We start from the raw sequence: 24,802 nt of genomic DNA, 5'->3' as shown, positions 1-24,802 counted from the left end.
TAAACATCATGAACATGTTGACGGAAGCTGCAGTTGAAAAGGCGCTGGATCGCAAGATGAGCAACGTCCCGTATAAGATGATCGGAAAGGAAGTCTCGGTTTACTATGGCGAGAAGCGCGCGCTTTTCGATGTGAACCTGAACGTCCGCGAAAACACCGTAACCGCCCTGATCGGCCCGTCCGGCTGCGGCAAGTCAACCTTCCTGCGGTGCCTCAACCGCATGAACGACACGATCGACGGCTGCCGCGTCACCGGCAAGATCACGCTTGATACCGACGATATCTATGATCCCGATATCGACGTCGTCGAACTTCGCGCCCGCGTCGGCATGGTCTTCCAGAAGCCGAACCCGTTCCCGAAGACGATCTACGAAAACGTCTCCTACGGCCCGCGCATCCATGGCCTTGCCAAGTCGAAGGCCGACCTCGACCAGATCGTCGAGACCAGCCTGCAGCGCGCCGGTCTCTGGAACGAAGTCAAGGACCGCGTGCATGAATCCGGCACCGGCCTGTCCGGCGGTCAGCAGCAGCGCCTCTGCATTGCCCGTGCCGTTGCCGTCAGCCCTGAGGTCATCCTCATGGACGAGCCCTGCTCGGCGCTCGACCCGATCGCCACCGCCAAGGTCGAGGAACTGATCCACGAGTTGCGCGAGAACTACACGATCGTCATCGTCACCCACTCCATGCAGCAGGCCGCGCGTGTCTCGCAGCGCACCGCCATGTTCCACCTTGGCAATCTTGTCGAGGAAAACGACACCGACAAGATGTTCACCAATCCCGACGACCCGCGCACCCAGGACTACATCATGGGTCGTTTCGGCTGATTTTGGCGACACCAAGCCTTCCCGTTATTCGAGGATAAAGCCCCATGGCATCGACACATATTTATTCTGCTTATGATGATGATCTGAAGTTCCTGTCCAGGCGGATTTCCGAAATGGGCGGTCTGGCCGAGCAGATGGTCGCCGAATCCGTCCGGGCGCTCGTCAATGGCGATACCGCGCTGGCGCAGAAGGTCATCTCCGACGACGTGATCCTCGATCACGCCGAACGCGAAATCGGCGACAAGGCGATCGTCACCATTGCCCGCCGTCAGCCGATGGCTGCGGACCTGCGCGAAATCATGGGTTCGATCCGCATCGCCGCCGATCTCGAACGCGTCGGCGACCTCGGCAAGAACACTGCCAAGCGCGTCATCGCCGTCCAAAGCACCGGCGTTCCCCGCAAGCTCGCCCGCGGCCTCGAGCATCTGTCCGAGCTGGCGCTCGTCCAGCTCAAGGAAGTGCTCGACGTCTACACCAATCGTTCCGCCGACAAGGCGAATGCGATCCGCGAACGCGACAACGAGATCGACGCGATGTACACCTCGCTGTTCCGCGAGCTCCTGACCTACATGATGGAAGATCCGCGCAACATCACCAGTTGCACGCATCTTCTCTTCTGCGCCAAGAACATCGAGCGCATCGGCGACCACGCCACCAACATCGCCGAAACGATCTTTTACATGACGACAGGCGCGCAGCCGGAAGGCGACCGTCCGAAGGACGACAGCGCCAACACCGTCGGCGCGGTCACGGAATAACCGTCCGGGCCAGGCGCCCGGACCAGTCAATTGCGTGCGCGCCCGTCCGGGCGCGCAAAGAGGTCGCAGCCAATTTCTGAGTTTGCGCAGGATGCATTGCTTAAATCACCCCCGGTTTAAGGATCATGCGCGAGGAGACCGATACGCATGATCCCGAGAGTTGCAGTTGTTGAAGACGAGGAAGCCCTCAGCGTGCTTCTTCGCTACAATCTCGAAGCGGAAGGCTTCGAGGTCGATACCATCCTTCGTGGCGACGAAGCCGAAATGCGGCTTCAGGAGCGCACGCCAGATCTTCTTATCCTCGATTGGATGCTGCCCGGGGTCTCCGGCATCGAGCTTTGCCGGCGGCTGCGCATGCGGCCGGAAACCGAGCGCCTGCCGATTATCATGCTGACGGCGCGCGGCGAAGAGAGCGAGCGTGTCCGCGGATTGTCGACGGGCGCCGACGATTATGTCGTCAAGCCCTTCTCGACTCCCGAACTCGTTGCCCGCGTCAAGGCGATGCTGCGCCGCGCCCGTCCCGAGGTGCTGTCGACGGTGCTGAAATGCGGTGACATCGAGCTCGACCGCGAAACTCATCGCGTCCATCGCAAGACCCGTGAAGTCCGCCTCGGCCCCACCGAATTCCGCCTGCTGGAATTCCTGATGTCGTCGCCGGGCCGGGTCTTCTCCCGCTCGCAGCTGTTGGATGGCGTCTGGGGCCACGATATCTATGTCGACGAGCGCACCGTCGACGTCCATGTCGGCCGCCTGCGCAAGGCGCTGAATTTCTCCAACATGCAAGACGTCATCCGCACCGTCCGCGGCGCCGGCTATTCGATGGAAGCCTGAGGGCTTTCGTTCTGGGTGAGGGGGACGTGCCCTGCGAAAGGTTGGTGGGGACGGAGAAGGTTGCGGCACAATCTCTTCTCCCCTCGGGGAGAAGGTGCCGGCAGGCGGATGAGGGGGCCACACGGCACACTCTTTCCGTGATAACCTATCCCACATGCCGAACGGCTGCGCCCCGAACACGGTCGAAACGACGCCAACGCGGTCGAAGCCCTCATGGTGTTATAAGAAAGACCGGCTTCCCCGGCCCCCCTCATCCGCCCTACGGGCACCTTCTCCCCGAGGGGAGAAGAGGGAATCGAGATGTTGCGGCATGTCCCTTCGCCCCTTTGAGAACCGGAGGAAGGGTCGAGACCCATGGCGCGACCCTGGTTGGTGGCGGCAGCCGGATAAGGGCAAGTCGGCGTTCTCAACGAACTGAACGCCCGACAGCTTCCATCCAATTACAAAAAAACGGGCCACTTGGCCCGTTTCGTCATTCTAGCAATGATCACCCGCTCAGCTGGCCCGGGCTGCCGCCCGGCGGCGTTCGTTGACCGGCTGGTAGGCAAGCTTCTGGTGATAGCCGCAATAAGGCGAATTGTCGGGGGATTCGCAGCCGCAGAAATGGAAGTCGTCCTTCAGCGGATCGCCGACCGGCCACTTGCAGGTGCGTTCGGTCAGCTCCGTCAGGCCGAGGCGTCGCGAAATCGGCACGACCACATTGCCTCTCGGCACGTATTCCATTTCCTCGATCGTTTCGATCTCGATCTCTTCCTTCAGCATGGTCGCGCCCTGCTGGCGGGTAACGGTGCGGGTGGTGACCCGTGAGGCGTAGTTCGGCGCGCGCGGCGCCGAGGTATTGCGCTTCGGCGTTCGCGCCGCGGTGTTGGTGCCGCCGGCCTTGGCACGGCCGGGAAGGCACAGCCGGTGCACTTTGCCGATGACCGCGTTTCTGCTGACCCCGCCAAGCTGCGCAGCGATCTGGCTGGCGCTCAGTCCTTCGGCCCAAAGTTTCTTGAGTTTCTCGACCCGCTCGTCTGTCCAGTTCATGCCCTGTCTCCACCTTCTGCGTTGGTGATGGCAGAATCCCTCACCGTTGTCCCGGGAGCTCCGAAACAAGAAACGCTTGATCAATTTTGGTGACTAGTTCCGCCGCATGCAGTCTAGTAATTGATCTTTAACCTAGTGTGAGCCTGACTCCGTGACAAGAGTCGCATGAATCCGGATGAATCGAATTCGTAGTTTTCCCCAACTTGCTGCCCCTGCGTGTCATTTCTGCAATAATGCCTGTTGATGACTGGAAATGCCGCTGTACACTCTTGCTGCATACGCTAAGGGCGCCGTTTTGTTGACATTGCAGCGCGAAAAGGAAATAGTGCCACTCGCCGCCGCAAGGCGGCATTTTTGATTTTTCGGGCCTGGTTTCCTTAGCCGGAGTCATTGCCCGGCAACTTTGATGGAGATCGCGCCATGGCTGAAGCCGCGCCGCTTTATGACACCTATTCTCGTGCCCCGCTGCGGTTCGAGCGAGGCGAGGGCGTATGGCTGATCACCGAAACTGGCGAGCGATATCTCGATTTCGGCGCCGGCGTCGCCGTCACCTCCGTCGGCCACAGCAATCCGCATGTTGTCGGCGCGCTGAAGGAGCAGGCCGACAAGGTTTGGCACCTGTCGAACATCTATGAGATCCCCGGCCAGGAGCGTCTGGCAAAACGGCTGACGGACGCCACCTTCGCCGACAAGGTGTTCTTCACCAATTCGGGCGCCGAGGCGCTCGAATGCGCGATCAAGACGGCGCGCCGCTATCAGTTTTCCAAGGGTCATCCCGAGCGCTTCCATATCATCACCTTCGAAGGCGCCTTCCACGGACGGACGCTGGCGACCATCGCCGCCGGCGGCCAGGAAAAATATCTCGAAGGCTTCGGCCCGAAGGCGCCGGGTTTCGATCAGGTGGCTTTCGGAGACATCGAAGCGGTTCGCGCCGCGATCACCGATGCGACGGCCGCCATCCTCATCGAGCCGGTGCAGGGCGAGGGCGGCGTGCGCCCTGCCACCAACGAGTTCATGAGGGCGCTTCGCCAGCTCTGCGACGAGAACGGCCTGCTGTTGATCCTCGACGAGGTCCAGACCGGCGTCGGCCGCACCGGCAAGCTCTTCGCCCATGAATGGTCGGGTATCACGCCCGATATCATGGCTGTCGCCAAGGGCATCGGCGGCGGGTTCCCGCTCGGCGCCTGCCTTGCCACGTCGGAGGCCGCCTCCGGCATGAAGGCCGGCACCCATGGCTCGACCTATGGCGGCAATCCGCTTGCCATGGCCGTCGGCAGCGCCGTGCTCGACATCATCCTTGCCGATGGCTTCCTCCAGCATGTGCGCGACGTAGCGCTTGTCTTTCGTCAGGGCCTCGCTTCGCTGAAGGATCGTTATCCCGATGTGATCGAGGATATCAGAGGCGAGGGGCTGTTGCTCGGCATCAAGGCCGCCGTTCCCTCAGCCGAACTGCTGCAGGCGATCCGCGCCGCCCATCTGCTCGGCGTGCCCGCCGGCGACAACGTCATCCGCCTTCTTCCGCCGCTCGTGGTCACCGCCGAGGAAGCCCGCGAGGGTCTGGCCCGCGTCGAGCGCGCCGCCGAGAGCATTCGCGCCTCCAAGGTTAAGAAGACGGCTTGAAGAGATTGCCGCCTTCGGGCGCAGCACAGGTAAGAAGACGATATGAGCCCTAAACATTTCCTAGATCTTTCGGCGGTCACATCAGCCGATCTCAGAACCATCATGAACGATGCGCTTTCCCGCAAGCAGGCCTTTAAGGCAGGCCAGGGCGATAAGCCGCTCGCCGGCAAGATGCTGGCGATGATCTTCGAGAAGCCGTCGACGCGCACCCGCGTCTCCTTCGACGTCGGCATGCGCCAGCTCGGCGGCGAAACACTCTTTCTGTCCGGCACCGAGATGCAGCTTGGCCGCGCCGAGACGATCGGCGACACCGCCAAGGTGCTGTCGCGCTATGTCGATGCGATCATGATCCGCACCACCGAGCATTCGCGGCTGGTCGAGCTCGCCGAGCACGCGACCGTGCCTGTGATCAATGCGCTGACGGATGACACCCATCCCTGCCAGATCATGGCCGATATTATGACCTTCGAAGAGCACCGCGGCCCGATCAAGGGCAAGACCATCGCCTGGACTGGCGACGGCAACAACGTGCTGCATTCGCTGGTCGAGGGTGCCGCGCGTTTCGGCTACCGCATGAACATGGCCGTACCCCTTGGCTCGGAGCCAAAGGATCACTATCTGAACTGGGCCCGCAATGAGGGCGCCGAAATCATGCTTTGCCATGATGCCGACCGTGCGGTCGCCGGCGTCGATTGCGTGGTGACCGATACCTGGGTCTCCATGAATCAGGAACATCGGGCCCGGGGTCACAATGTCTTCCAGCCTTATCAGGTCAACGCGGCCTTGATGGCAAAAGCCGGCAATGATGCATTGTTCATGCATTGCCTGCCCGCCCATCGCGGTGAGGAAGTGACGGACGAAGTGATCGACGGTCCGCAATCCGTGGTCTTCGATGAGGCGGAAAACCGTCTTCATGCGCAGAAGTCGATTCTTGCTTGGTGCCTGGGCGCGATCTGAACCATAATCGCACAAACTTGCGACCGCGTGAGCGAAGGGCACGCTGGCCCATCGCTCTGAAAACTAGGAGTGAAAGCCATGGCAGAAGCTGCAGCCGCCCTCGGCCAGTTCGATTTCGCCGGCGATGACCATGTCGTCCCCTTCCAGGTGGAGGGGCTGGATGTGCGCGGCCGCGCCGTCCAGCTCGGCCCGATGCTCGATGCGATCCTCGAGCGCCATCATTATCCCGCGCCAGTTGCTCGGCTGCTTGCCGAAGTCGTCGTGCTGACGGTGCTGCTCGGCACCTCGCTGAAGTTCGACGGTAAGTTCACGGTGCAGACCAAGGGCGACGGCCCGGTCGATCTTCTCGTCGCCGATTTCTCGACGCCGGAGAATGTCCGCGCCTATGCCCGTTTCGATCGGGCGCTGCTCAACAAGGCGATCGAGTCAGGCGAAACCGAGCCGGAGCAATTGCTCGGCAGGGGCGTGCTCGCCTTTACCATCGACCAGGGCAAGTTCAGCCAGCCCTACCAGGGCATCGTTCCGCTCGACGGCACGACGCTGGAAGAAATTGCCGGCGTCTATTTCCGCCAGTCGGAGCAGATCCCGACGCGCGTCCGCCTTGCCGCGGCCGAGCTCTTCGATCGTGACGATGCCGGCAAGCCGCGCCATCGCTGGCGGGCAGGCGGCCTCGTCGCCCAATTCCTGCCGGAAGCGCCGGAGCGCATGCGCCAGCCGGATCTCCACGGCGGCGACGGCGACACCGGCAGCCGCCCGCACGGCGAGGACGACGCCTGGCTCGAAGCACGTTCGCTGGTCGAGACCATCGATGCCGATGAACTCACCGATCCGCTTGTCGGTACCGAGCGGCTGCTGTTTCGCCTGTTCCACGAGCGTGGCGTCCGCGTCTACGAACCGCGCGCCGTCTTCGACCGCTGCAGCTGCTCGCGCGACAAGATCAAGGGCGTGCTGAAGGGCTTTTCGGCCGAGGAGATCGAAGCCAGCCAGGAAAACGGCGAAATCGCCGTCACCTGCGAATTCTGCTCGACCACCTACCGCTTCGAGCCGGCCGAGCTTCAGCCGGCCGAATAGGCTTGGTTCGCGCGAATGGCTGCCCCTCACCCTAACCCTCTCCCCGTAAAAACGGGGCGAGGGGACGTGCCATACGAAAGGTTGGTGGGAAACGGAGAGGTCGCGACACGTCCCCTTCGCCCCGCAAGAGCGGGGAGAAGGTGCCGGCAGGCGGATGAGGGGCAGGTCTCAGCAATCTCCCAGAAGCCGGGCGTCGAAGACGTCTCAGAAACGTGGCGCTGACGGAAAATGACCTCTCAATTGTTGCGCCTCAGTTAAGCACCCGCAGCAGACCCGGGGAATCCAGCGAAAAGGCGGGGATGTCGACATCGAACATCTCTCCTTCGTCCGTTTCCATCTGGTAATGGCCGAACATCAGCCCTGAGGGCGTATCGAGCGGGCAGCCGGAAGAATATTCGTAGGTGTCGCCGGGGCCGAGCCGCGGCTGTTCGCCGACAACGCCGGGACCGGTCACCTCGTCCACCTGGCCGTTCTGGTCGGTGATGTTCCAGTAACGATTGACCAGCCGAACGGCTATGTTGGAATTGTTGCTGATGACGATCCGGTAACCCCAGACATAGCGATCGTCTTCCGGATCGGATTGCTCCTCCAGATAGAACGGCTCGACGACGACTTCGATCTCTCTTGTGAGGGCGCGATACATGCCTTGCACCTTAGTCAAGATATGTTACCCGTATCTTATAAGAGGCCCTGTCCGTCAAGAAACGGAACAATTATCATTGCTGAAACGGCTGTGATCCGAAAGGTTTTCGATCGTTAAGCCTAATTGTCAGTGTTAATTCCGTTTCGGAACGCCCCGGCGGGCAAACTTGTTCCCCCCGGCCTCACCTTGGTGAGATCCGGCCGAACCCGGGTGGGGTCCGGCCGCCATTGTCGATCAGGCCGAAACCTTGGCAAGCGCCCGCGCGAAATCCTCGATCAGGTCGTCGGTATCCTCGATTCCGGCCGAAAGCCGGACCGTGCCCGGAGAAATGCCGAGTTCGGCGCGCGCCTCATCCGTCAGGTTCTTGTGCGTCGTCGTCGCCGGATGGGTGATCAGGCTCTTGCTGTCGCCGAGATTGTTGGAGATCTTGACGATCTCGAGCGCGTTCTGCAGCGCAAAGGCCGCATCCTTGCCGCCCTTCAGCTCGAAGGCGACCAGCGTCGAACCGCCGGTCATCTGCTTGGCGATGATATCGGCCTGCGGGTGGTCCTTGCGGCCGGGATAGATCACCTTGGCGATCTTGCCTTGCTCGGCCAGGAAATCGGCGATCTTCGCCGCATTCTCGGTCTGCTGGCGCACGCGCAGCGGCAGCGTCTCGATGCCCTTCAACAGCGTCCAGGCATTGAAAGGCGACATCGCCGGGCCGGTATGGCGGAAATAGTCGTGCAGGTTCTCGTCGATCCATTCCTTGTCGGAAAGCACGACGCCGCCGAGGCAGCGGCCCTGCCCGTCAATATGCTTGGTGGCGGAATAGACGACGATATGGGCGCCGAGCTCCAACGGCTTCTGGAACAGCGGCGTCGCAAAGACGTTGTCGACGACGACCTTAGCGCCGATCTGGTTGGCGAGCTTGGCGACGCCTGCGATATCGATCACTTCGAGCGTCGGATTGGTCGGGCTTTCCAGGAAGAACACCTTGGTCTTCGCCGTGATCGCCTTTTCCCAGTTCGCCAGATCCCGGCCGTCGATCAGCGTGCAGTCGATGCCGTATTTCGGCGCCAGCGTCTCGACGACCCAGCGGCAGGAGCCGAACAGGGCGCGCGCGGCGACGATATGATCGCCCGCCTTCAGCTGGCAGAGGATCGCCGCGGTGACGGCAGCCATGCCGGAAGCCGTGGCGCGGGCGTCTTCGGCGCCTTCGAGCATGCACATGCGCTTTTCGAACATGTCGTTGGTCGGGCTGCCGTAGCGGGCGTAGATGAAGCCCTCCGTCTCGCCTTTGAAGCGGGCTTCGGCCGCCTCCGATGTCTCGTAAACGAAGCCTTGGGTGAGATAGATTGCCTCGGACGTCTCGCCATATTGCGAACGCAGCGTGCCACCGTGGACGAGTTGGGTTGCCGGGCGCCAGGTCTTGCTCATGCCATCACCTTCACATAACAAAAAAACCGGTCGCAAAAGCAGACCGGTTTCAACCCGGTCTTTTTAGCCACTTGTTTAACGTGGCTGCAAGCCGACCGGCCAAATCACCACGGGATAATTCTGCAATACTGCTGTTAGCTGCTTGCGTCAATTCCCCGAGTTTGGTTTTGTCGGCGGCAAATGATGGATGAGGCATGATGGCTCGCGAAACGGGAATTCTGGCGGATCGCGCGATCTCCGCGCTGTTCGAAACGGGGCGTCTGATCTCCGAACGGGAGCTGGACCGCGACCAGATCCAGCCGGCAAGCCTCGACCTGCGCTTGGGCGCCAAGGCTTTTCGCGTGCGCGCCAGCTTCATGCCCGGCCCCTCGCACCTGGTTGCCGACAAGCTCGACCGGCTGAGCCTGCATGTGATCGACCTCTCCGAGGGGGCGGTGCTCGAAACCGGCTGCGTCTATATCGTGCCGCTGATGGAGAGCCTGGCCCTGCCGGCCGACATGTCGGCCTCGGCCAATCCGAAGAGCTCGACCGGGCGCCTCGATATCTTCACCCGCGTCATCACCGATTACGCCCAGGAATTCGACAAGATCCCGGCAGGCTATTCCGGCCCGCTCTATCTCGAAATCAGCCCGCGCACCTTCCCGATCGTCGTGCGCCGCGGCTCGCGCCTGTCGCAGATCCGTTTCCGCGTCGGTCAGGCCCTGCTCGGCGAGCCCGAACTGTTGAAGCTGCATGAAAGCGAGACGCTGGTGGCCAGCAAGCTGCCCAACGTATCAGGCGGCGGCATCGCCCTGTCGATCGACCTCGCCGGGGACAAGGACGGCCTGATCGGCTATCGCGGCAAACATCACACCGCCGTCGTCGATGTCGACAAGAAGGCCGAGCACGACCTCTTCGATTTCTGGGAACCGCTCCACAGCCGCGGCCGCAACGAGCTGATCCTCGATCCCGACGAGTTCTATATCCTCGTCTCGCGCGAGGCCGTGCACGTGCCGCCGGATTATGCCGCCGAGATGACTCCGTTCGATCCGCTGGTCGGCGAATTCCGCGTCCATTATGCCGGCTTCTTCGATCCGGGCTTCGGCCACGCGCCTGCCGGCGGACGCGGCAGCCGCGCCGTGCTCGAAGTCCGCAGCCACGAAGTGCCCTTCATCCTCGAAGACGGCCAGATCGTCGGCCGCCTCGTCTACGAACACATGCAGGAAAAGCCCGCAAGCCTCTACGGCTCCGGCCTCGGCTCCAACTACCAGGCCCAGGGCCTCAAACTCTCGAAGCACTTCCGCATCTGAAGCGTTGCGTCAGGCGCGACTTGACAGCGGCCCCTATCTGTTGGAAATCTCGCTTCATCGCGGGTGTAGCTCAATGGTAGAGCAGCAGCTTCCCAAGCTGAATACGAGGGTTCGATTCCCTTCACCCGCTCCATTTACCCTCAGCCCGTTCGCCGCCTTTTCAAGGCACTTCGCGATCTTTTATGAAAAGGGTTGCGCGCAGGCATCGGCGCCTACAAGGAAACAGATGGCGCCTCGGCCGCGCGCAACCCCTAACTTCGCCTTTATCTGGTCTTACTGACGCTCATCTCAATTCCCCCAAATTGAGAACTCACGTAGTCGCCATGGCGAAGCTTTGCGAATTCGTCGGTGGCTTGTGCCGGTGCGCTCTTGAAAACGTACCATTGACCGTCCGGTTCGCGTTTCTGATAGATCAGGCCGCCCTTCTTGCGGTGGCTGAAGCAGGTGATTGCCGTCGCCGTTCCGGTCTTGGCGTGCCAGTCGGCGTTGAAGCAGAGTTTACCCGGTTCCGTGATGAACCAGCGGCCCGTGCCGAAGGACGGCGAGCCATTTTCCCGAGACCAGGCGGTAAAGCGACGCGCCTTTGTAGAGAAGTAGCCGGCGCCGGCTTTCCACATCCAGGAATTCTGGTTGTAGAGCCGATAGATTTCCGCGCTGCTCATCGGCTTTGCGGTCTCTATGCCCTTAGGCTCATTGGTTCCGGCAGCGGACGCGGCCGTGGCGATACCGCTGGTCAGAGCCACGGCCAGGAGCATTTTTTGAAGCATGGACATGGTCAGGTTCCTTCTTGTTCAATTGATACTTTCGCGGACGACCCGCCAGTCGGGGCGGCCATAGCCGTCCGGCCACGGATAGACTTCGCGGTCGTTGAAGTAGATAACGGCGCTGAGCGCCGGGAACTGAGGATAGCGTTTCGTTACGCTCTCGGCCCAGTTTCGCACGTAGGAATCGCTGCCTTCGTAGCCGAGTTCGGCAACCATGATGGGCTTGCCGTAACCGGCGACACGGGCGTATCCGGGCGCAAGGTGCTCGGCAAATGTCTGGTCACGGCCAGTCTTGTCCCTGTCGTATTGCTCCAGGCCAAAGACCGAGAGCCCGATGAGATCGACGACATCGTTGCCGGGATAAAAGGCTTGAAGCCCCTCATTGCCCTTCGGGGACCACATATATTTGGCCGTCTTCAGGTGGACCTTGCAGACCTCCACCATCCGGCGATAGGCCTTGGCATAATCGGCGCCCTGCCAATGCGACCAGGAGAACTGGCTGTCGGTTTCGTCCATTTCCTGTCCCCAGCGAATGATGACCGGACTTTTCAGCTTGGCAGCAGTCGAGCAGACGGCGGCCATGTTCGCGTCGCGCGAACCGTTGAGGATGCTGTGCAGCAGTTCCTGCGGGGTTTGGCGCCAATCGGTCGACCAGGTCCAGGGCTCGACCGAGATCAGCAGGGTGCGGCCACGCGCTTGCGCATAATCGTCGGCGAGGGCGAGGGTGCGCAGGTCGACATCTTCCCAGGGCAGGAAGAGGTGTTCGATCTTCAGATCGGACGAGGCGCCTAAATCTCCGTGCGGGTCATAGGCGCCGAACGTGATCGACTCGTTCGTGACAACCGGCATTTTGGTCGGCGGCGCAATGGACGATGTCGTCATTGCAAGCGGCTGCCCTTCGGCAAAGCTGCCCAGGGCGGGCGGCAGGACCGCGACTCCCGACAGCAGCAGGCCGGTTAACGACAATAGGGCTATTTTGGATGGGCTATGCATTGTGTAATTCCTCCACGCTCGGCCGCAACTCCGGTTGAGCGGCATCCGTTCTCAGTTGGATCTCCTCCGGATCGGAAATCCATCGTGGTTTGAAGAAGATCGTGCGCAGGGCGGTCCCGCCCAGGCCCGCACCGGAGACGGCATAGCGCTCTTCGAACAGCTGAAGGCGGCCGCTGCCCCAGGCGAGTGCCTCGGCCGCATCCTTTCCGCGCATGATGGTTGCAAGCCCCGGCAGCGCGACGAGCGCAAGCAGCGCGGTCGCCATCGCCGGACGGTAGAAACGCGGGGCCGCCGCAACGGTATTTTCCTTCGAATGGCGCCCGACGATGACCAACAGCAGCGCGCAGTAGATTGCCGCGTTCAGGATGGTGAAGAAGTAACCCCCTTGGAGGCACCGGCATGGCCGATTGCCAGGGCGGGCAATACGGCGATGAGCGCCAGTAAAGCGTAGGGCGCCAGGACACGCACCGGCAGCAGATCGACTTCGGACCGCCCTTTCGGCGTGACGCGGAAATCGACGAAGGAGCCTGTCACGAAATCGTGCACCGCAGCCAGCGTGCCGGCCAGCGCCCAGGGCCAGCGCGCAAAGAGAAAGAGCATGCATTCCCAGCTCAGGATCTTGGCGTCGTAGGGGCGGAACGAGCTGCTGGCGCGCCAGCGATAAGCCATCACCACGAGAGCGATAGAAAGCGGTGCGAAATGCGCCAGGAAATCGGGGTAGGTCACCGTCACGAAGTTCTGGCCGCGCACGAGCGCGATGATCGGCAACGCAAACATGAGCAACATGAAGAACGCAAAAAGCGGATACCAGAGTTGCGAAAAGAGGAACTGGAACCTGAGTCGGGGCGGCAGCCGGCCGACGAGGCTCGGCGTGTACCGCAACAGCACCATGACCAGGCTGCGCGACCACTGGAATTCCTGCGTCACGAGATCGCTGAAGGTTCTGGGGCCGTCACCATGGGCGATGGCATCCAGCGCATGCACACCCCGCCAGCCGCCGGCATTCATCATCAATGTCGTCGAATGGTCTTCAGCCAACTCCGGACCGAGGCCGCCGATCTGTTGGAGGGCGACGGTGCGTACCGCGTAATGCGACCCTATGCACAGCGGCGCCAGGCCGCCATTGTAACCGGCTTGGAGCGAGCCATGCATGCTGGCTTCGGCATAAAGCCTTCCACGTGCCGACCAGCTTTCGGAAGCGTTCTTGTCGCAAATGCTGGGGGCCGAGACATAGCCGACCTTTGGATCGGCGAACGGACGCAGCATGTGGAAGAGATAGTCGGGCGCGGGAACATGATCCGCATCGAGTTGCGCCACGAAATCGTAACGGCTGTAGCCGTAGTGGTCGTAGAAAAAGGCGAGATTGCCTTCCTTGCACCGCGTGCGCCGGGGCCACGATGTCCGATGATAATCGGATCGCCCCTTGCGGGTCGAGACGAAGACCCCGTGCCCGGAGCACCAGTCGAGAGTCTCGGGGGAAGGGTCTTCGTCGGCAAGCCAGGTGTCGTGTTCCACCTCCTGGGCAAGCATTGCCAGCAGGGTTTCACGGACGACCGCGAAGGGTTCCGCCGGCGCCTTGGTCACGACCATGGCCACTCGACTGCCCGCCGGCAGGCGCAAGGGACCGTTCGGTCTTGCCGCCCGATAGAAGACGACGATGAAATAGGCCGGCAGAGCGGTAACCCAGGCAAGAACCAGGCTCACCGTAATTGTGCCGAAGAGATCGACGTGATGGCGCGGCTCCAGCCACCAGATCCAGAAATAGGCGAAGGCGCAGGCCCATACGGCCGTCAAGAACAGATATTCGGCCCGCCGATGTCCTGTGAGAACCGGGACAAGAAACGGCTCGTGCGAGGGTTCCGGAGCATGCGTTGTTTGGCTAATCGCAAGTTCGGTCACGCGCGCGCCTCCAGTCCGAAGAACGGAGCCGCCGTCCGCACGATGGTTTCGAGGTCGGAATATCGAGGCTGGAAGCAGAGCGTCTCGCGGGCCAGGCTGGCGTCGGCGTAGAGGCTGGCCGGATCGCCCGGCCGGCGTGGATGGATGACGACCGGGACTTCGCACCCGGTCGTTTCCTCGATCACGCGCAGGACGTCCCTGATGGAAAAACCCCGCCCGGTGCCGAGGTTGACAGTGAGGTTTGCTCCGCCTTTGGCGAGATGAGTGAAGGCCTGAACATGGGCGCGCGCGAGATCGGCGACGTGGATATAGTCCCTTATGCAGGTGCCGTCAGGGGTATCGTAATCATCGCCGAATATCTCCAGGTGCGGAATCCGGCCGGCCGCGGCGAGCAGCGCCCGCGGAATGAGATGGGTTTCCGGAACGTGCCATTCGCCAAGCTCGCCGTCCGGATCGGCTCCACAGGCATTGAAGTAACGCAGGGCAACATACCGCAGGCCGTAGGCCGCCGCATAATCGGCGAGCATATGCTCGAACATCAGCTTGGTCTTGCCGTAGGGATTGATCGGAGCCTTCGGCAACGTCTCATCGATCGGCAGCACGGAGGGGACGCCGTAGACGGCACAGCTCGATGAGAAGATGACGTTCTGAAGCCCCGTCTGCCGGCAGGCATCGATAAGCGACAATGCACCGCAGACATTGTTGTTGTAATATTTCGCTGGGTTTTCCACGGACTCGCCCACGTAGGCCGAGGCGGCAAAGTGGATAACGGCATCGGGAGCATATTTCTCGATGACCTCGATCAGGCATGACGAGTCGAGGACGTCACCTTCGACGAAGGGCCCCCAGCGCACGGACGAACGGTTTCCGGTCGTGAGATTGTCGTAGACGACAGGCTCAATCCCCTCCGAGCGGAGGAGCTTGGCGGTGTGGCTGCCGATATAGCCGGCACCACCCGTGACAAGGACCCGGGGCGCATCCATCAGACCGCCTCCAGTTCGCGTGCCGGACGGGTGAGAAGGCCATCGAAATAGTCGATCGTCTGACGAAGGCCGCTCGACAAGTCGATCTTCGGCCGCCAGTCGAGTTCCTGCATGGCAAGCGAAATATCGGGGCGACGCTGACGGGGGTCGTCAACCGGCAGAGCGCGGTGGATGATTTGCGACCGCGAGCCGGTCAATCCGATCACCTGCTCGGCCAGCTCCCGGATCGTGAATTCGCCCGGATTGCCGAGATTGACAGGCCCCGTCAGCGACGACGGTGAGGCCATCATGCGGACCATGCCGCCGATGAGATCATCGACGAAACAGAACGAGCGGGTCTGCGAACCGTCGCCATATATCGTGATGTCCTGCCCCGTCAGGGCCTGAACGATGAAATTCGAGACGACGCGGCCGTCGTCCGGACGCATCCGCGGGCCATAGGTGTTGAAGATGCGGATGATCTTGATCTCGACGCCGTGCGTCTTGTGGAAGTCGAAGAACAGCGTCTCTGCGCACCGCTTGCCCTCGTCGTAGCAGGAGCGCGGCCCGAACGAATTGACGTTGCCCCAGTAGCTTTCGACTTGAGGGTGGACGTTCGGGTCGCCGTAGACTTCGGAGGTGGATGCCTGAAGGATGCGTGCGCCGGTGCGCGCGGCCAGCTCCAGAAGGTTGAGGGAGCCCAGCACGCAGGTCTTTGTCGTATGGATCGGATCGGCCTGATAATGCGGGGGCGATGCCGGGCAGGCGAGATTATAGATCTCGTCGACTTCCAGATCGAGCGGCTGGACGATATCGTGGGCGACGACATTGAAGCGATCGACTCGCTTCAGATGGACGATATTGCGCCGCATGCCGGTGGAAAAGTTGTCGAGGCAGATCACCTGGTGTCCGGCGGCCAAAAGCGTCTCGCACAGATGTGATCCGAGGAAGCCTGCGCCGCCGGTGACAAGAACTCTCTTGGGAGCACGAGATATTCCGGATGGATTATTTGCATCACCAGCCGAAGTTTGCACAGAGCGCGCACGAATCTTACCAAGATAGTTCACGACTACCTCCCGTGTTTCAGGTTTTGCTATGGGATATTCGGTATGTACTTCGCTATACAGCGAAATTAAGTCGTTCAATCATGCGAATATTTTGTTCGTCCGGTTTTTCTTTTGGAACGAACCGATGTTTATTTAGATACAGCTAAGAAAGGCTATTGTCGTTATCCTCACGTCCTGGAAATTATCGCTCCGTACATTTCGGAGCGAAAAGGAATATGATAAGCAACTCATGGAGGTGACTCGTCGAGCACTTCCGCTTTTTCAGACGGAGTTCTGCGGAGATTTCAGCCGCAAAAACAATTGCTTTTCTCAATTTCCATGGCTCGGGTCGGGTTATGCGCTGGAGGAATTGGATGACTACAGGGTCTGATTCCGACGATGATGCTGCCGCGGAACAGGAACGGCCGGCGCATATGGAGCGGCGGCGCTGGCCGCGTGAACCGGCCTTGCGCAAGGAACGCCCACCCCATGCCTCCCCTGCACTTGAGCCGCTGCGATTCTCGACGCAGAACCTGCCACCGGCAGAACAATTCCAGGCCTGGCGGGCACATACGGCGCCGCTCGTGGATGTTCATCTGCCGGAGGGAAAATCACCGGAAGACGGGTTCCTCGCGGAGCAGATCGGCTGGCACCTCGGCGATATCCTCATCGTCCAGCAACGCGCGCAGGCCCACAGATATGTCCGCGATCAGGCCATGCTTCGATCGAGCCCCATCGACCATTGGAACGTCGCCCTGCAGCGCAGCGGCCAAGCCTGGACCGAGGTCAACCGTCGTGTCACCGAGACCAGTGCCGGCGAGATACTTTTCATGTCTGTCGGCAGCCCGTATCGCGGACGGATGACCGATACCGAAGCCTTGCTAGTGTTCCTGCCGTATGAGCTGCTGGCTCGCGATGCGAGCCTTCTCCAGAGCGCCGGCAACACGGTTCTTTCCGGCAGCCACGCCGAGTTGCTCACGGGTTATCTCACGGGCCTCGAAACGAACCTCGGCAATCTGACGATAGAGGAAGTGCCCCGGATCATCCAAACCATCGGCGATATGGTCGTTGCGGGCGCCGCATCGTCCACAACGACTGACACCGGTCAAAACCAGACCAACATGGGACTGATGGAGCGGGCGCACCGCTACATTCACGTCAATCTCCATTCGGAAAACCTGACACCGGACATGATGTGCCGCGCGTTGGGGATTTCGCGGACGCGGCTTTACCAGCTGTTTGAGGCGAGCGGAGGCGTGCTCAATTATATTCGCAAGCGGCGATTGCTGCAGGCCTATGCGGATCTCAACAATTCGGCCGACCACAGGCCGATTGCGGAAATCGCAGAAGCCGCCGGTTTCGAGGTCGCCGCCAATTTTACGCGCGCCTTCATCCACGAATTCGGGCTGAGCCCGCGTGAGATCCGAAGGACGGCGGCAACCCAACAGCGGCCGGCTCCGGCCATCCGCTCCACGCGGCGTTACGGAAAAACGATCGGTGATTGGCTGGCCCTGTCGCGTTGATCTAACAGGTCTCAGGCGGATCGTCATCCACGTGCTGTCGGGGTTGACTGCGTACGGTCATTACGCTGGCTTCCTGACTGGCGTCGTCGACGAGGACACGCGCGCGGCGCTGAGCCAGATGCAAAAGGACAACAACCTCAAGATCACCGGCACGGTAATGGCAAGCTGTTCCACTTGGGGCACACCACCCGTGCTGCCCCCACGTCACCTGGCCGGCCGCGCCAATGACCGGGCGATATGCAGCGTCGCAGAATAGTCAGTTTTGCGATGCCAGCAATGATCGCTCATAGCGCAAGGTTGCCCTTCACCGCTCCATCTCCCGCAAACCACGCCGACCAAGCCTAATCCCCGAAGAACCGGATCGGCTTGTATTGCCGATGGCCGATGATCAGGCTCCGGTCGGGCTGGATGATGTAGGTCTCCTCCACCTGCCGGCCGTATTGGTCAATGAAATCATGCGGGAAGGCGGAACCAACAGGTGATTTGGTGAGTTTAGTGCGCGGTTGGCCGCTATAGGTAATGCTGCCGGGGATAGGTTCGAGGCCCGGTCCGCCGTAGCTGACGGTGTTGCAGCCCGCGAGAACGAGCGTGCCGACGAGGCCGATAGTTGCAGCTTTCATGTCCATCCCTCCCAATGCCGTGGATAATATCACTCTACACCTCGCCGGATAGAGTTCACGACACGAATGCCCATGCCATGCTTCAATCCTTCGGGCGTCGCCGGGGACGCCGTGATCGAGCGGCTGGCGGGACGACATCCACCTGCTGATATGAGGGTGAAAATCCCGTTCCACCAGTCGCGCCGACCCATCCATTGCCGAAACCGGTGCCGTCTGCTAGATCGGCATCGTCGAAAAAGGCAGGATCGGTTGAGGTAAGCCCGATCCCTTCCATTGGAGCGTTAAGGCGCTCTGGCGAAGCTCTGCTCCGTGCCATGGCACGAGAACCCGCGACGTGATCCGCATGAAGATGCGGGATCCCGGCGGCGTGCGGAGACGGCAGAAGGCAGTCCCGGGATTTTTTCGAATGGAGACTGTCATGCACCTGAACCACCTCGACTTCCACGTACCCGATATCGCTGCCACCGCGGATTTTTTCATCCGCCATTTCGGCCTGAGACTGAAGGATATGCGCGGCCGGAACGGCCTGGCGATCCTCGAAGACGATGCCGGCCTCGAAATCGTCCTCAGCCACGCAATCGCAAAATTCGGCACCGCCGATCAGGTGGAGGTGGGGCGCCAGACCTATCACATCGGCTTCATCCTGCCCGAAAGGGCGGATGTCGATGCGGTCCATGCCGGGCTCGTGGCTGCCGGTGCTGACCTGTCCGGTCCGCCGGCCGCCATGCGCGGCGGCTGGCTGTTTTATTGCACGGCGCCCGGAAACATCCTCGTCGAAATCGGCTGGCGGCCGGGTTAGACGACACCCCAAAAGGAAAGGGCGGCCGCCGCCGTCCGCCCCTCATCCGGCTGCCGCCACCTTCTCCCCGCAAGCGGGGCGAAGGGGATATGCCGCGACCTCTCCGTCCCCCGCCCACCTCTCGCAGGGCACGTCCCCTCGCCCCGTTTTTACGGGGTCCGCAGGACGGGTCGAGACGAGTGGCTCGACCCCGGTAGAGGGTTAGGGTGAGGGGGCAGCCATCGGCGCGAACCGGACAGCCGTGCCTCGTGCCGAGGTCGGCTCAGAATTCCGTCCAGTCGGGATCCTGGCTCGGCGACTTGCTGCCACCGGCGCCGAAGGCGTTGGCGATTTTCTGGCCGAGCGCGCGGGCCGGTGAGGCGGCCGGGCGAGCAGCACCTTCGCGGGCGACGCGGATCGGGGCTGCCCTGGCTGCCGGGCGGGCGGCAGCGCGTGGTGCCGCTGTGGCGATTGGCGCGCTCGTGGTGAAGCCGCCGGTGCCGGTCAGCCTGAATTGGCCGAGCAGGTTGTTGAGCGCTGCCGCTTCGGTTGCCAGGTTATGGCTGGCGGCGGTGGATTCTTCGACCATCGCCGCATTCTGCTGCGTGCCCTGGTCCATGGTGTTGACGGCAGTGTTGATCTCCTGCAGGCCGATCGATTGTTCGCGGGAGGCTTCGGCGATCGCATGGACGTGCTGGTTGATCTCCTGCACCTCCTGGACGATCGCGTCGAGCGCCTTGCCGGTTTCGCCGACCAGCGAGACGCCGGTCTGCACATGCGTGCCGGAGGTGCTGATCAGCGCCTTGATCTCCTTGGCGGCCTTCGCCGAGCGCTGGGCGAGCTCGCGCACTTCCTGGGCGACGACCGCAAAGCCCTTGCCGGCATCGCCGGCGCGGGCGGCTTCAACGCCGGCGTTCAGAGCGAGCAGGTTGGTCTGGAAGGCGATGTCGTCGATGACGCCGATGATGTTGGAGATTTCGCCAGAGGACTTCTCGATCTGCTGCATGGCGGAGACGGCCTTGCGGACGACCTCGCCTGACTTTTCGGCGCCGAGGCGGGTACGGGCGACGAGCTGGCTCGCCTCTTCGGCCCGCTTGGCGGCGTCGCGCACCGTCGTGGTGATCTCCTCCAGCGCCGCTGCCGTCTCTTCGACGGAGGCCGATTGCTGTTCGGTCCGCTGGGAAAGCTGGTCTGCGGAAGAACGGATTTCATTGGCGCCGGCGCCGATCGCCCGGGCATTGGCGCCGACCGTATGCAGGGTTTCGTTGAGCTTCTCGACCGAGTTGTTGAAATCCTCACGCAGCGCATCGAGATGGGCGACGAAGGGTTCGGCGATATGCGAGGCGAGATCGCCGGCGGCAAGGCGGCGCAGGCCGTCGCCGAGGGCGGTGACGGCGCGGTCGAGTTCGGCTGCTTCGCGGGCCTTCTGCGCCTCGCGGTCGCGGCGCTCGCTGTCGCTGACGTCGCGGTCTGTTTCGGCGCGTGCTTCGATCCGGGCACGCTCGATCGCATTGTCGCGGAAGACCGAAACGGCCTTTGCCATCTGGCCGACTTCGTCGCCGCGGTCGAGGCCGCTGACATCGCTTGTCGTATCGCCCTCGGCGAGCCGCGTCATGCGCTGACGCAGCTGCGTCATCGGGCCGGCGATGCCCGTCTGGGCGACGACCACGCTGAAGCCGACGGCGGCGAGAACGGCGATGCCGATCAGCACGAGACAGAAGACGATCTGTTCGTTGACGGAAGCCGAGAGCGCGTCGCCGCCATCGGTGAGCATCGCCATCATCGCATCATTGTTGGCGATCATCTTCGGCGTCAGTGCATTGAGCTTGGCGTTGATCAGGGCAACATTCGCCTGGGCGCCGGCGCCGTCCTTGGCTTTGCTCTGTTCGATGATCTTGGTCGCCAGCGTTTCGATCTCATCGATGCCCGCCTGGATTTCATCGATCGCCGGCTTGCGGCTGGGCACCAGCGCCAGCGCCTGTTTCATGCGGTCACGCGCCTGCGGCAGCTTGCTCGGTGTGGCGAGCGCCGTCTGGAATTCCGGCGTATCGGGCTTTATGTCGGCAAGCAGGGTGACCTGCAGCACCGAGGCCACCACCGATGCGCTGGCGCGCGCGCTCAGCATCGAAGCCTGCGCCTCATGATCAATGAAGGCGCTGTAGGCGGCGTCCGCATGGCGGAACTCGGCGATGACGTAGACCAGCCCGGCCATCGTGATCAGCCCCATGAGCGCCACGACCGATATGATTTTTGTCCGGATTTTCAGATGCTTCAGCATGGAAATGTCACCCGATTGGCTGGGCGTGCTCGCGCGCCCGGTGATGTTGAAATCAATTGTTGCAGAAAAAACGCTGCTTCAATATCGCGGTTTAGGGATTAGGTTTGGGCTGACGCTTGCATCATGCGATCGGCTGGCGGGGTCCGATGTCGTCGCAACAAATAAGAGGCGATATTCTTTAATTCCGCGCTAACAGTGGGCGGCGGATGACTGTGATTTTTAGGGGCTGAATTGTCGTCTCGGGACTTGCGCCAGGGCTGTCCAGTCCGCGCTATGGCTGCCCCTCACCCTAACCCTCTCCCCGTTCTGACGGGGAGAGGGGACGTGCCATGCGAAAGGCCTGCGGGGGACGGAGAGGTTGCGGCTTGTCCCTTCTCCCCGCCCGCGGGGAGAAGGTGGCGGCAGCCGGATGAGGGGCTGCTCTCGTCGACTCCTGGGCGGGGATGGCGCATGAAGGCTTCCTATGCATGGCAACCCCCATCCGCTCCCCCTCCTCCCACGCATATTCCCCACCACGCATGACTCTGATAATCTCGCCGACGCCGCAATGCTTCGCGCTTAACCCAGAGACCACAATCACGATGATGCAATCAAAGCTGGCATCCCTGACTCTGAAGGGTTTTTTCGCGCTCGGGCTGTTTCTCGGCCCGCTTTTTTCAAGTTTTGCCGCATTGGCCCAGCAGGCGGCGCCCTCGCTGCCGCTGCTCTTCGATGCACGCGAACGTCTTGCCAGGCCCGATCTCTCCTCGCTGGTGCGATTGCGCTTCCTGACCTCGGTCGATTTCCCGCCCTTCAATTTCACCGATCAGAACGGCAAGCTCTCCGGCTTCAATGTCGACCTCGCCCGCGAAATCTGCAGCGAGTTGGAGATTTCAGACAAGTGCCAGATCCAGGCGCTCCCCTTTGCCGACCTCAAGGATGCGCTCGCCGCCTCACAGGGCGATGCCATCATCGCCGGTCTTGCCGTGACCCCGGAGTTGCGGCGGCAATTCGTCTTCTCCAGGCCTTATCTGATGTTGCCGGCGCGCTTCGTGCGCAATCTCGCCGTGCCGCTCGACGGAAAGACCGCTGCCGCGCTTTCCAGCCATCCGGTCGGCGTCGTCAGGGGGACGGTGCATGAGGCGATGCTGGCGGCCTTTTTCCCGACCCTCAAGGCCGAGCCGTTCGATACGAAGGACGCCCTGCTTGCGGCGCTCAAGGACCGCAAGGTCGATGCCGCCTTTGCCGACGCGCTGCAGCTTTCCTTCTGGGTCTCCTCGCCGGCCTCAGCCAAATGCTGCGCGCTGTTCGACGGCCCTTATCTCTCCGAGCATTTCCTCGGCGAGGGCATGACGATCATGCTGCGGCAGAAGGACAGCGTGCTGACATCCGCCATCGATCACGCGCTCGCCACTCTGTCGCGCAACGGCCGCCTCCAGGAAATCTATCTGCGCTACTTTCCCTACGGGCTCTATTGAAGCCGCAGTCCAAATTGCTCACGCTCAGCCCTTGCGGAACCGGGCAATGGCGCTCCGCTCGATCGCCGCGCAGGTGAGCTTGTCGAGACCGAGCCGGTCGCGCAGCAGGCTGAGCAGACGCAACTCCTCCGCCTTGACCGAGAGATCGGCGGATGCCACCTCAACGGCCAGCGCATAGGCCGTGTCGTAGAGTTTCGCGGGCAGCGTGTCGCGCACGGTTTCGAGCACGACGTCGAGACCTTCCGGCCCGGCGAGCAGCGCGGCGCAGTCGCGCGCCACCGCAATCAGCTTGTGGTCATCGAAATCCTGGAAAACAGGCAGGAATCCGATCAGTTGGCCGATCCTCTCCAACTCCCTGTCGTTCATCGTGCTGTCGACGGCGGATGCCATCACCATCACGTAGATCAGCGCGTCATGAGCAGAAAGCGGCTTGTTCATCTCTGATTCCTTTTTCGATCAGCCCAGATTAGGAACTGGCGACAGCCATTACAAGGGATCGGCCCGATCCGGGCTGTCCGAACGCTTGCCAAGGCTGCCGGTTTATTTGCGGCGTGGATCGTCGCCGTAAAGGCCTTTTCCTGCCTGCCTGGCCTTTTCGGCGGCAGCCGCAAGCGGCGAACCCACTGCGGCTTCCGCCCAGCCGTTTTCGGCGAGCCATGCGCCGAGATCCTCTGCGCCGAGCCGGCAGGCAGCCGTTAGTGTTTCCTTCCATTCCACGGTGTCGAGATCGCAGGTGACGCTGCGATTGCGCAACAGCAGGCGCAGCGCCGTTTTCGCCATCATGCCGCAGGGCCACTGCCGGCCCACCGGTCCGCATATCCTATCGACCGGCGTCGGCACGATGCCGGCAAGCTGAAGCCTGCGCTCGCCAAAGGAAAGCATGCCTGCATTGTCGACCGCCGGCCGCGCCAGCTCCATCGCCTTTTTCGCGGCAGGACTTGCCGCTTGCTGGGTGGCGGTCTGCGCTTGCTGAGTGACATCGGCGGATTTGGCTGCCGCGCTTTCGCTTGGTCTCGAAGCGGGTGGGGCGGCCGGTTCTGCTGAGCGAGCAATCATTTCGGCACGCTCGTCCGACATCGCCGCGGGTTCGCCGGCTTCGGGGGCCGCATCCGCCGGTGCGGTCGCGGTCGCCTCTGCGGACGCCCTTGCGTCGCCGGCAGTGCCGCCGCCAAGCCTTGCTTCGCCCGCCATCAGCAGGCCGACCACCACTAGCATCCCGGTGATACCTGTGATGAAGGCGGCAGGGCGCATGGAATATCTTCCTATTGACTGGCCCAGATGATGCGGGCGATCCAGTCGACGTCGGAAAGCTCGAAGGTGCGGTTGGGATGTTCGGGATTGAGCGACATCAACTCGATCGACCGCGGGCTCTGGCGCAGCAGCACCTTGGCCATCACCTCGCCCTCGTTTGTGCGCACGACGACGCGGTCGTTGCGGCGCACCTGTGCCCCCGGTTCGACGATCAGCACGTCGCCGTCGCGGTAGAGCGGCATCATGCTTTCGCCCTGCACCTCCAGCGCATAGACACCGGCCTTCCGTGCCGGGGCTGCCGGAAATTCCACCACGTCCCAGCCCTGGCCGGCTGGAAAGCCGCCATCGTCGAAGAAGCCGCCGGCGCCGGCTTGAGCGAAGCCGAGCAGCGGAATGGAGTTGCCTCGCTGGGGAAATGCGCCTTCCTGCCGTCCGAAAGCACCGTCCGGCCGCATGAAGGCCAGAAACTGCTCCATGCTCGCGCCTGTGGCGTCGAGCACCTTGGCGATCGATTCCGTCGAGGGCCAGCGCAGCCGTCCATCGGCGGAAAGGCGTTTCGATTTGTTGAAGGAGGTCGGGTCGAGCCCCGCGCGCCGCGCAAGTCCGGATGGCGTCAGCTCGTGCCGTTCGGCAAGCCTGTCGAGCGCTTCCCAGATCTGGTTGTGTGACAGCATGCGCGATTCCGTCGCGGCTCATTCAACGCCGCGCTTCAACCCGGCGGAATATTAATCGACCGTGCCGCCTGAGTAAAGATGAAAGAGGAATAAAATCCTGTTTCCAAAGGGAAATG

23 protein-coding genes, 1 tRNA gene, 1 pseudogene and 1 riboswitch are annotated in these 24,802 nt (G+C 62.1%); of the genes and pseudogenes, 12 read left to right on the top strand and 13 right to left on the bottom strand.

The genetic code is table 11. The annotated features are described in order from the left end of the window. Positions 1-8: 8 nt before the first annotated feature. The 3 genes from pstB (at position 9) to phoB (ending at position 2,413) form a co-directional block, all read left to right on the top strand. Complete coding sequence (pstB, locus tag ACS4RR_RS24140) at positions 9-824, top strand: phosphate ABC transporter ATP-binding protein PstB (protein ID WP_017966871.1); 816 nt, start codon at positions 9-11, stop codon at positions 822-824. A gap of 44 nt (positions 825-868) precedes the next feature. Continuing rightward, positions 869-1,582, top strand: coding sequence for a phosphate signaling complex protein PhoU (gene phoU / locus ACS4RR_RS24135; protein WP_017966872.1), 714 nt, complete (start codon positions 869-871; stop codon positions 1,580-1,582). A 147-nt stretch (positions 1,583-1,729) separates the two neighbouring features. Then, positions 1,730-2,413: a phosphate regulon transcriptional regulator PhoB gene (phoB, locus tag ACS4RR_RS24130; protein ID WP_003545181.1), complete on the top strand. Its 684-nt coding sequence runs from the start codon at positions 1,730-1,732 to the stop codon at positions 2,411-2,413. 495 nt (positions 2,414-2,908) lie between these two features. Here the strand turns inward: phoB and ACS4RR_RS24125 are convergent, their stop codons facing one another. Beyond that, complete coding sequence (locus tag ACS4RR_RS24125; protein WP_017966873.1) at positions 2,909-3,442, bottom strand: GcrA family cell cycle regulator; 534 nt, start codon at positions 3,440-3,442, stop codon at positions 2,909-2,911. 420 nt (positions 3,443-3,862) lie between these two features. Between ACS4RR_RS24125 and ACS4RR_RS24120 the strand changes: the two genes are divergently transcribed. The 3 genes from ACS4RR_RS24120 to ACS4RR_RS24110 all read left to right on the top strand — a co-directional run bounded on the left by ACS4RR_RS24120 (position 3,863) and on the right by ACS4RR_RS24110 (position 7,090). Then, the gene (locus ACS4RR_RS24120) at positions 3,863-5,062 is read left to right on the top strand and encodes an aspartate aminotransferase family protein (RefSeq protein ID WP_456189511.1); all 1,200 of its coding nucleotides are present in this window, start codon (positions 3,863-3,865) and stop codon (positions 5,060-5,062) included. Between the two features lie 42 nt (positions 5,063-5,104). Further along, on the top strand, positions 5,105-6,019 hold the full coding sequence (gene argF / locus ACS4RR_RS24115) for an ornithine carbamoyltransferase (protein WP_017966875.1): 915 nt from the start codon (positions 5,105-5,107) through the stop codon (positions 6,017-6,019). Positions 6,020-6,097: 78 nt separating this feature from the next. Further along, positions 6,098-7,090 (top strand): Hsp33 family molecular chaperone, encoded by a 993-nt coding sequence (locus tag ACS4RR_RS24110; protein WP_017966876.1) that lies wholly within the window; start codon positions 6,098-6,100, stop codon positions 7,088-7,090. A gap of 250 nt (positions 7,091-7,340) precedes the next feature. Here the strand turns inward: ACS4RR_RS24110 and apaG are convergent, their stop codons facing one another. Together apaG and ACS4RR_RS24100 are read right to left on the bottom strand one after the other, a co-directional pair. Beyond that, on the bottom strand, positions 7,341-7,733 hold the full coding sequence (gene apaG, locus ACS4RR_RS24105; protein ID WP_162119469.1) for a Co2+/Mg2+ efflux facilitator ApaG/CorD: 393 nt from the start codon (positions 7,731-7,733) through the stop codon (positions 7,341-7,343). Between the two features lie 234 nt (positions 7,734-7,967). Further along, positions 7,968-9,152, bottom strand: coding sequence for an O-succinylhomoserine sulfhydrylase (locus ACS4RR_RS24100; RefSeq protein WP_456189510.1), 1,185 nt, complete (start codon positions 9,150-9,152; stop codon positions 7,968-7,970). Positions 9,153-9,194: 42 nt separating this feature from the next. After that, positions 9,195-9,273: riboswitch (SAM riboswitch) on the bottom strand. A 73-nt stretch (positions 9,274-9,346) separates the two neighbouring features. Here ACS4RR_RS24100 and ACS4RR_RS24095 point away from each other — a divergent pair. Further along, the gene (locus ACS4RR_RS24095; protein ID WP_017966879.1) at positions 9,347-10,441 is read left to right on the top strand and encodes a 2'-deoxycytidine 5'-triphosphate deaminase; all 1,095 of its coding nucleotides are present in this window, start codon (positions 9,347-9,349) and stop codon (positions 10,439-10,441) included. A 59-nt stretch (positions 10,442-10,500) separates the two neighbouring features. Continuing rightward, positions 10,501-10,574, top strand: a tRNA-Gly gene (locus ACS4RR_RS24090). Positions 10,575-10,704: 130 nt separating this feature from the next. Here the strand turns inward: ACS4RR_RS24090 and ACS4RR_RS24085 are convergent. The 5 genes and pseudogenes from ACS4RR_RS24085 to ACS4RR_RS24065 all read right to left on the bottom strand — a co-directional run bounded on the left by ACS4RR_RS24085 (position 10,705) and on the right by ACS4RR_RS24065 (position 16,126). Further along, positions 10,705-11,214: a DUF995 domain-containing protein gene (locus tag ACS4RR_RS24085; protein ID WP_260110000.1), complete on the bottom strand. Its 510-nt coding sequence runs from the start codon at positions 11,212-11,214 to the stop codon at positions 10,705-10,707. A gap of 18 nt (positions 11,215-11,232) precedes the next feature. Further along, on the bottom strand, positions 11,233-12,171 hold the full coding sequence (locus ACS4RR_RS24080) for a glycoside hydrolase family 26 protein (RefSeq protein ID WP_456190170.1): 939 nt from the start codon (positions 12,169-12,171) through the stop codon (positions 11,233-11,235). A gap of 19 nt (positions 12,172-12,190) precedes the next feature. Further along, positions 12,191-14,097 (bottom strand): annotated as a pseudogene (locus ACS4RR_RS24075) (glycosyltransferase family 2 protein). After that, on the bottom strand, positions 14,094-15,080 hold the full coding sequence (gene galE / locus ACS4RR_RS24070) for a UDP-glucose 4-epimerase GalE (RefSeq protein WP_222386690.1): 987 nt from the start codon (positions 15,078-15,080) through the stop codon (positions 14,094-14,096). Before galE ends, ACS4RR_RS24075 begins: the two are co-directional and overlap by 4 nt. Then, positions 15,080-16,126, bottom strand: a complete 1,047-nt coding sequence (locus ACS4RR_RS24065) for an NAD-dependent epimerase/dehydratase family protein (protein WP_162119464.1) — start codon at positions 16,124-16,126, stop codon at positions 15,080-15,082. The genes galE and ACS4RR_RS24065 overlap by 1 nt, the downstream gene beginning before the upstream one ends. Before the next feature lie 353 nt (positions 16,127-16,479). Here ACS4RR_RS24065 and ACS4RR_RS24060 point away from each other — a divergent pair, with 353 nt between their 5' ends. After that, entirely contained in the window at positions 16,480-17,628 is a 1,149-nt protein-coding gene (locus ACS4RR_RS24060; RefSeq protein WP_456189509.1) for a helix-turn-helix domain-containing protein, read from the top strand. After that, positions 17,603-17,884, top strand: coding sequence for a peptidoglycan-binding domain-containing protein (locus ACS4RR_RS24055; protein ID WP_456189508.1), 282 nt, complete (start codon positions 17,603-17,605; stop codon positions 17,882-17,884). The genes ACS4RR_RS24060 and ACS4RR_RS24055 overlap by 26 nt, the downstream gene beginning before the upstream one ends. A gap of 85 nt (positions 17,885-17,969) precedes the next feature. Here the strand turns inward: ACS4RR_RS24055 and ACS4RR_RS24050 are convergent, their stop codons facing one another. Continuing rightward, entirely contained in the window at positions 17,970-18,248 is a 279-nt protein-coding gene (locus ACS4RR_RS24050; RefSeq protein WP_170279281.1) for a hypothetical protein, read from the bottom strand. A 418-nt stretch (positions 18,249-18,666) separates the two neighbouring features. On the opposite strand from ACS4RR_RS24050, the gene ACS4RR_RS24045 reads away from it, so the two are divergent. Then, a complete protein-coding gene (locus ACS4RR_RS24045) occupies positions 18,667-19,047 on the top strand; it encodes a VOC family protein (protein WP_260297722.1) in 381 nt (126 codons plus the stop codon). A gap of 262 nt (positions 19,048-19,309) precedes the next feature. Here ACS4RR_RS24045 and ACS4RR_RS24040 read toward each other — a convergent pair whose 3' ends face one another. Then, positions 19,310-21,304, bottom strand: a complete 1,995-nt coding sequence (locus tag ACS4RR_RS24040; protein WP_260297724.1) for a methyl-accepting chemotaxis protein — start codon at positions 21,302-21,304, stop codon at positions 19,310-19,312. A 581-nt stretch (positions 21,305-21,885) separates the two neighbouring features. On the opposite strand from ACS4RR_RS24040, the gene ACS4RR_RS24035 reads away from it, so the two are divergent. Then, positions 21,886-22,761, top strand: a complete 876-nt coding sequence (locus ACS4RR_RS24035; RefSeq protein WP_170256369.1) for a transporter substrate-binding domain-containing protein — start codon at positions 21,886-21,888, stop codon at positions 22,759-22,761. A 24-nt stretch (positions 22,762-22,785) separates the two neighbouring features. On the opposite strand, the gene ACS4RR_RS24030 is transcribed toward ACS4RR_RS24035, so the two are convergent. The 3 genes from ACS4RR_RS24030 to ACS4RR_RS24020 form a co-directional block, all read right to left on the bottom strand. Further along, on the bottom strand, positions 22,786-23,199 hold the full coding sequence (locus tag ACS4RR_RS24030; RefSeq protein ID WP_260297725.1) for a tellurite resistance TerB family protein: 414 nt from the start codon (positions 23,197-23,199) through the stop codon (positions 22,786-22,788). Positions 23,200-23,301: 102 nt separating this feature from the next. Beyond that, complete coding sequence (locus ACS4RR_RS24025) at positions 23,302-24,012, bottom strand: thermonuclease family protein (protein ID WP_407767460.1); 711 nt, start codon at positions 24,010-24,012, stop codon at positions 23,302-23,304. A gap of 11 nt (positions 24,013-24,023) precedes the next feature. Continuing rightward, positions 24,024-24,686, bottom strand: a complete 663-nt coding sequence (locus ACS4RR_RS24020) for a S24 family peptidase (RefSeq protein WP_170279293.1) — start codon at positions 24,684-24,686, stop codon at positions 24,024-24,026. Between the last annotated feature and the right edge of the window lie 116 nt (positions 24,687-24,802).

Origin of the sequence: Rhizobium zaerense, assembly GCF_051810725.1 — a bacterium.
Classification (GTDB): Bacteria; Pseudomonadota; Alphaproteobacteria; order Rhizobiales; family Rhizobiaceae; genus Rhizobium; species Rhizobium leguminosarum_I.
Note: the sequence above shows the minus strand (reverse complement) of the source record. Positions and strands in the feature narration are given on the sequence as shown.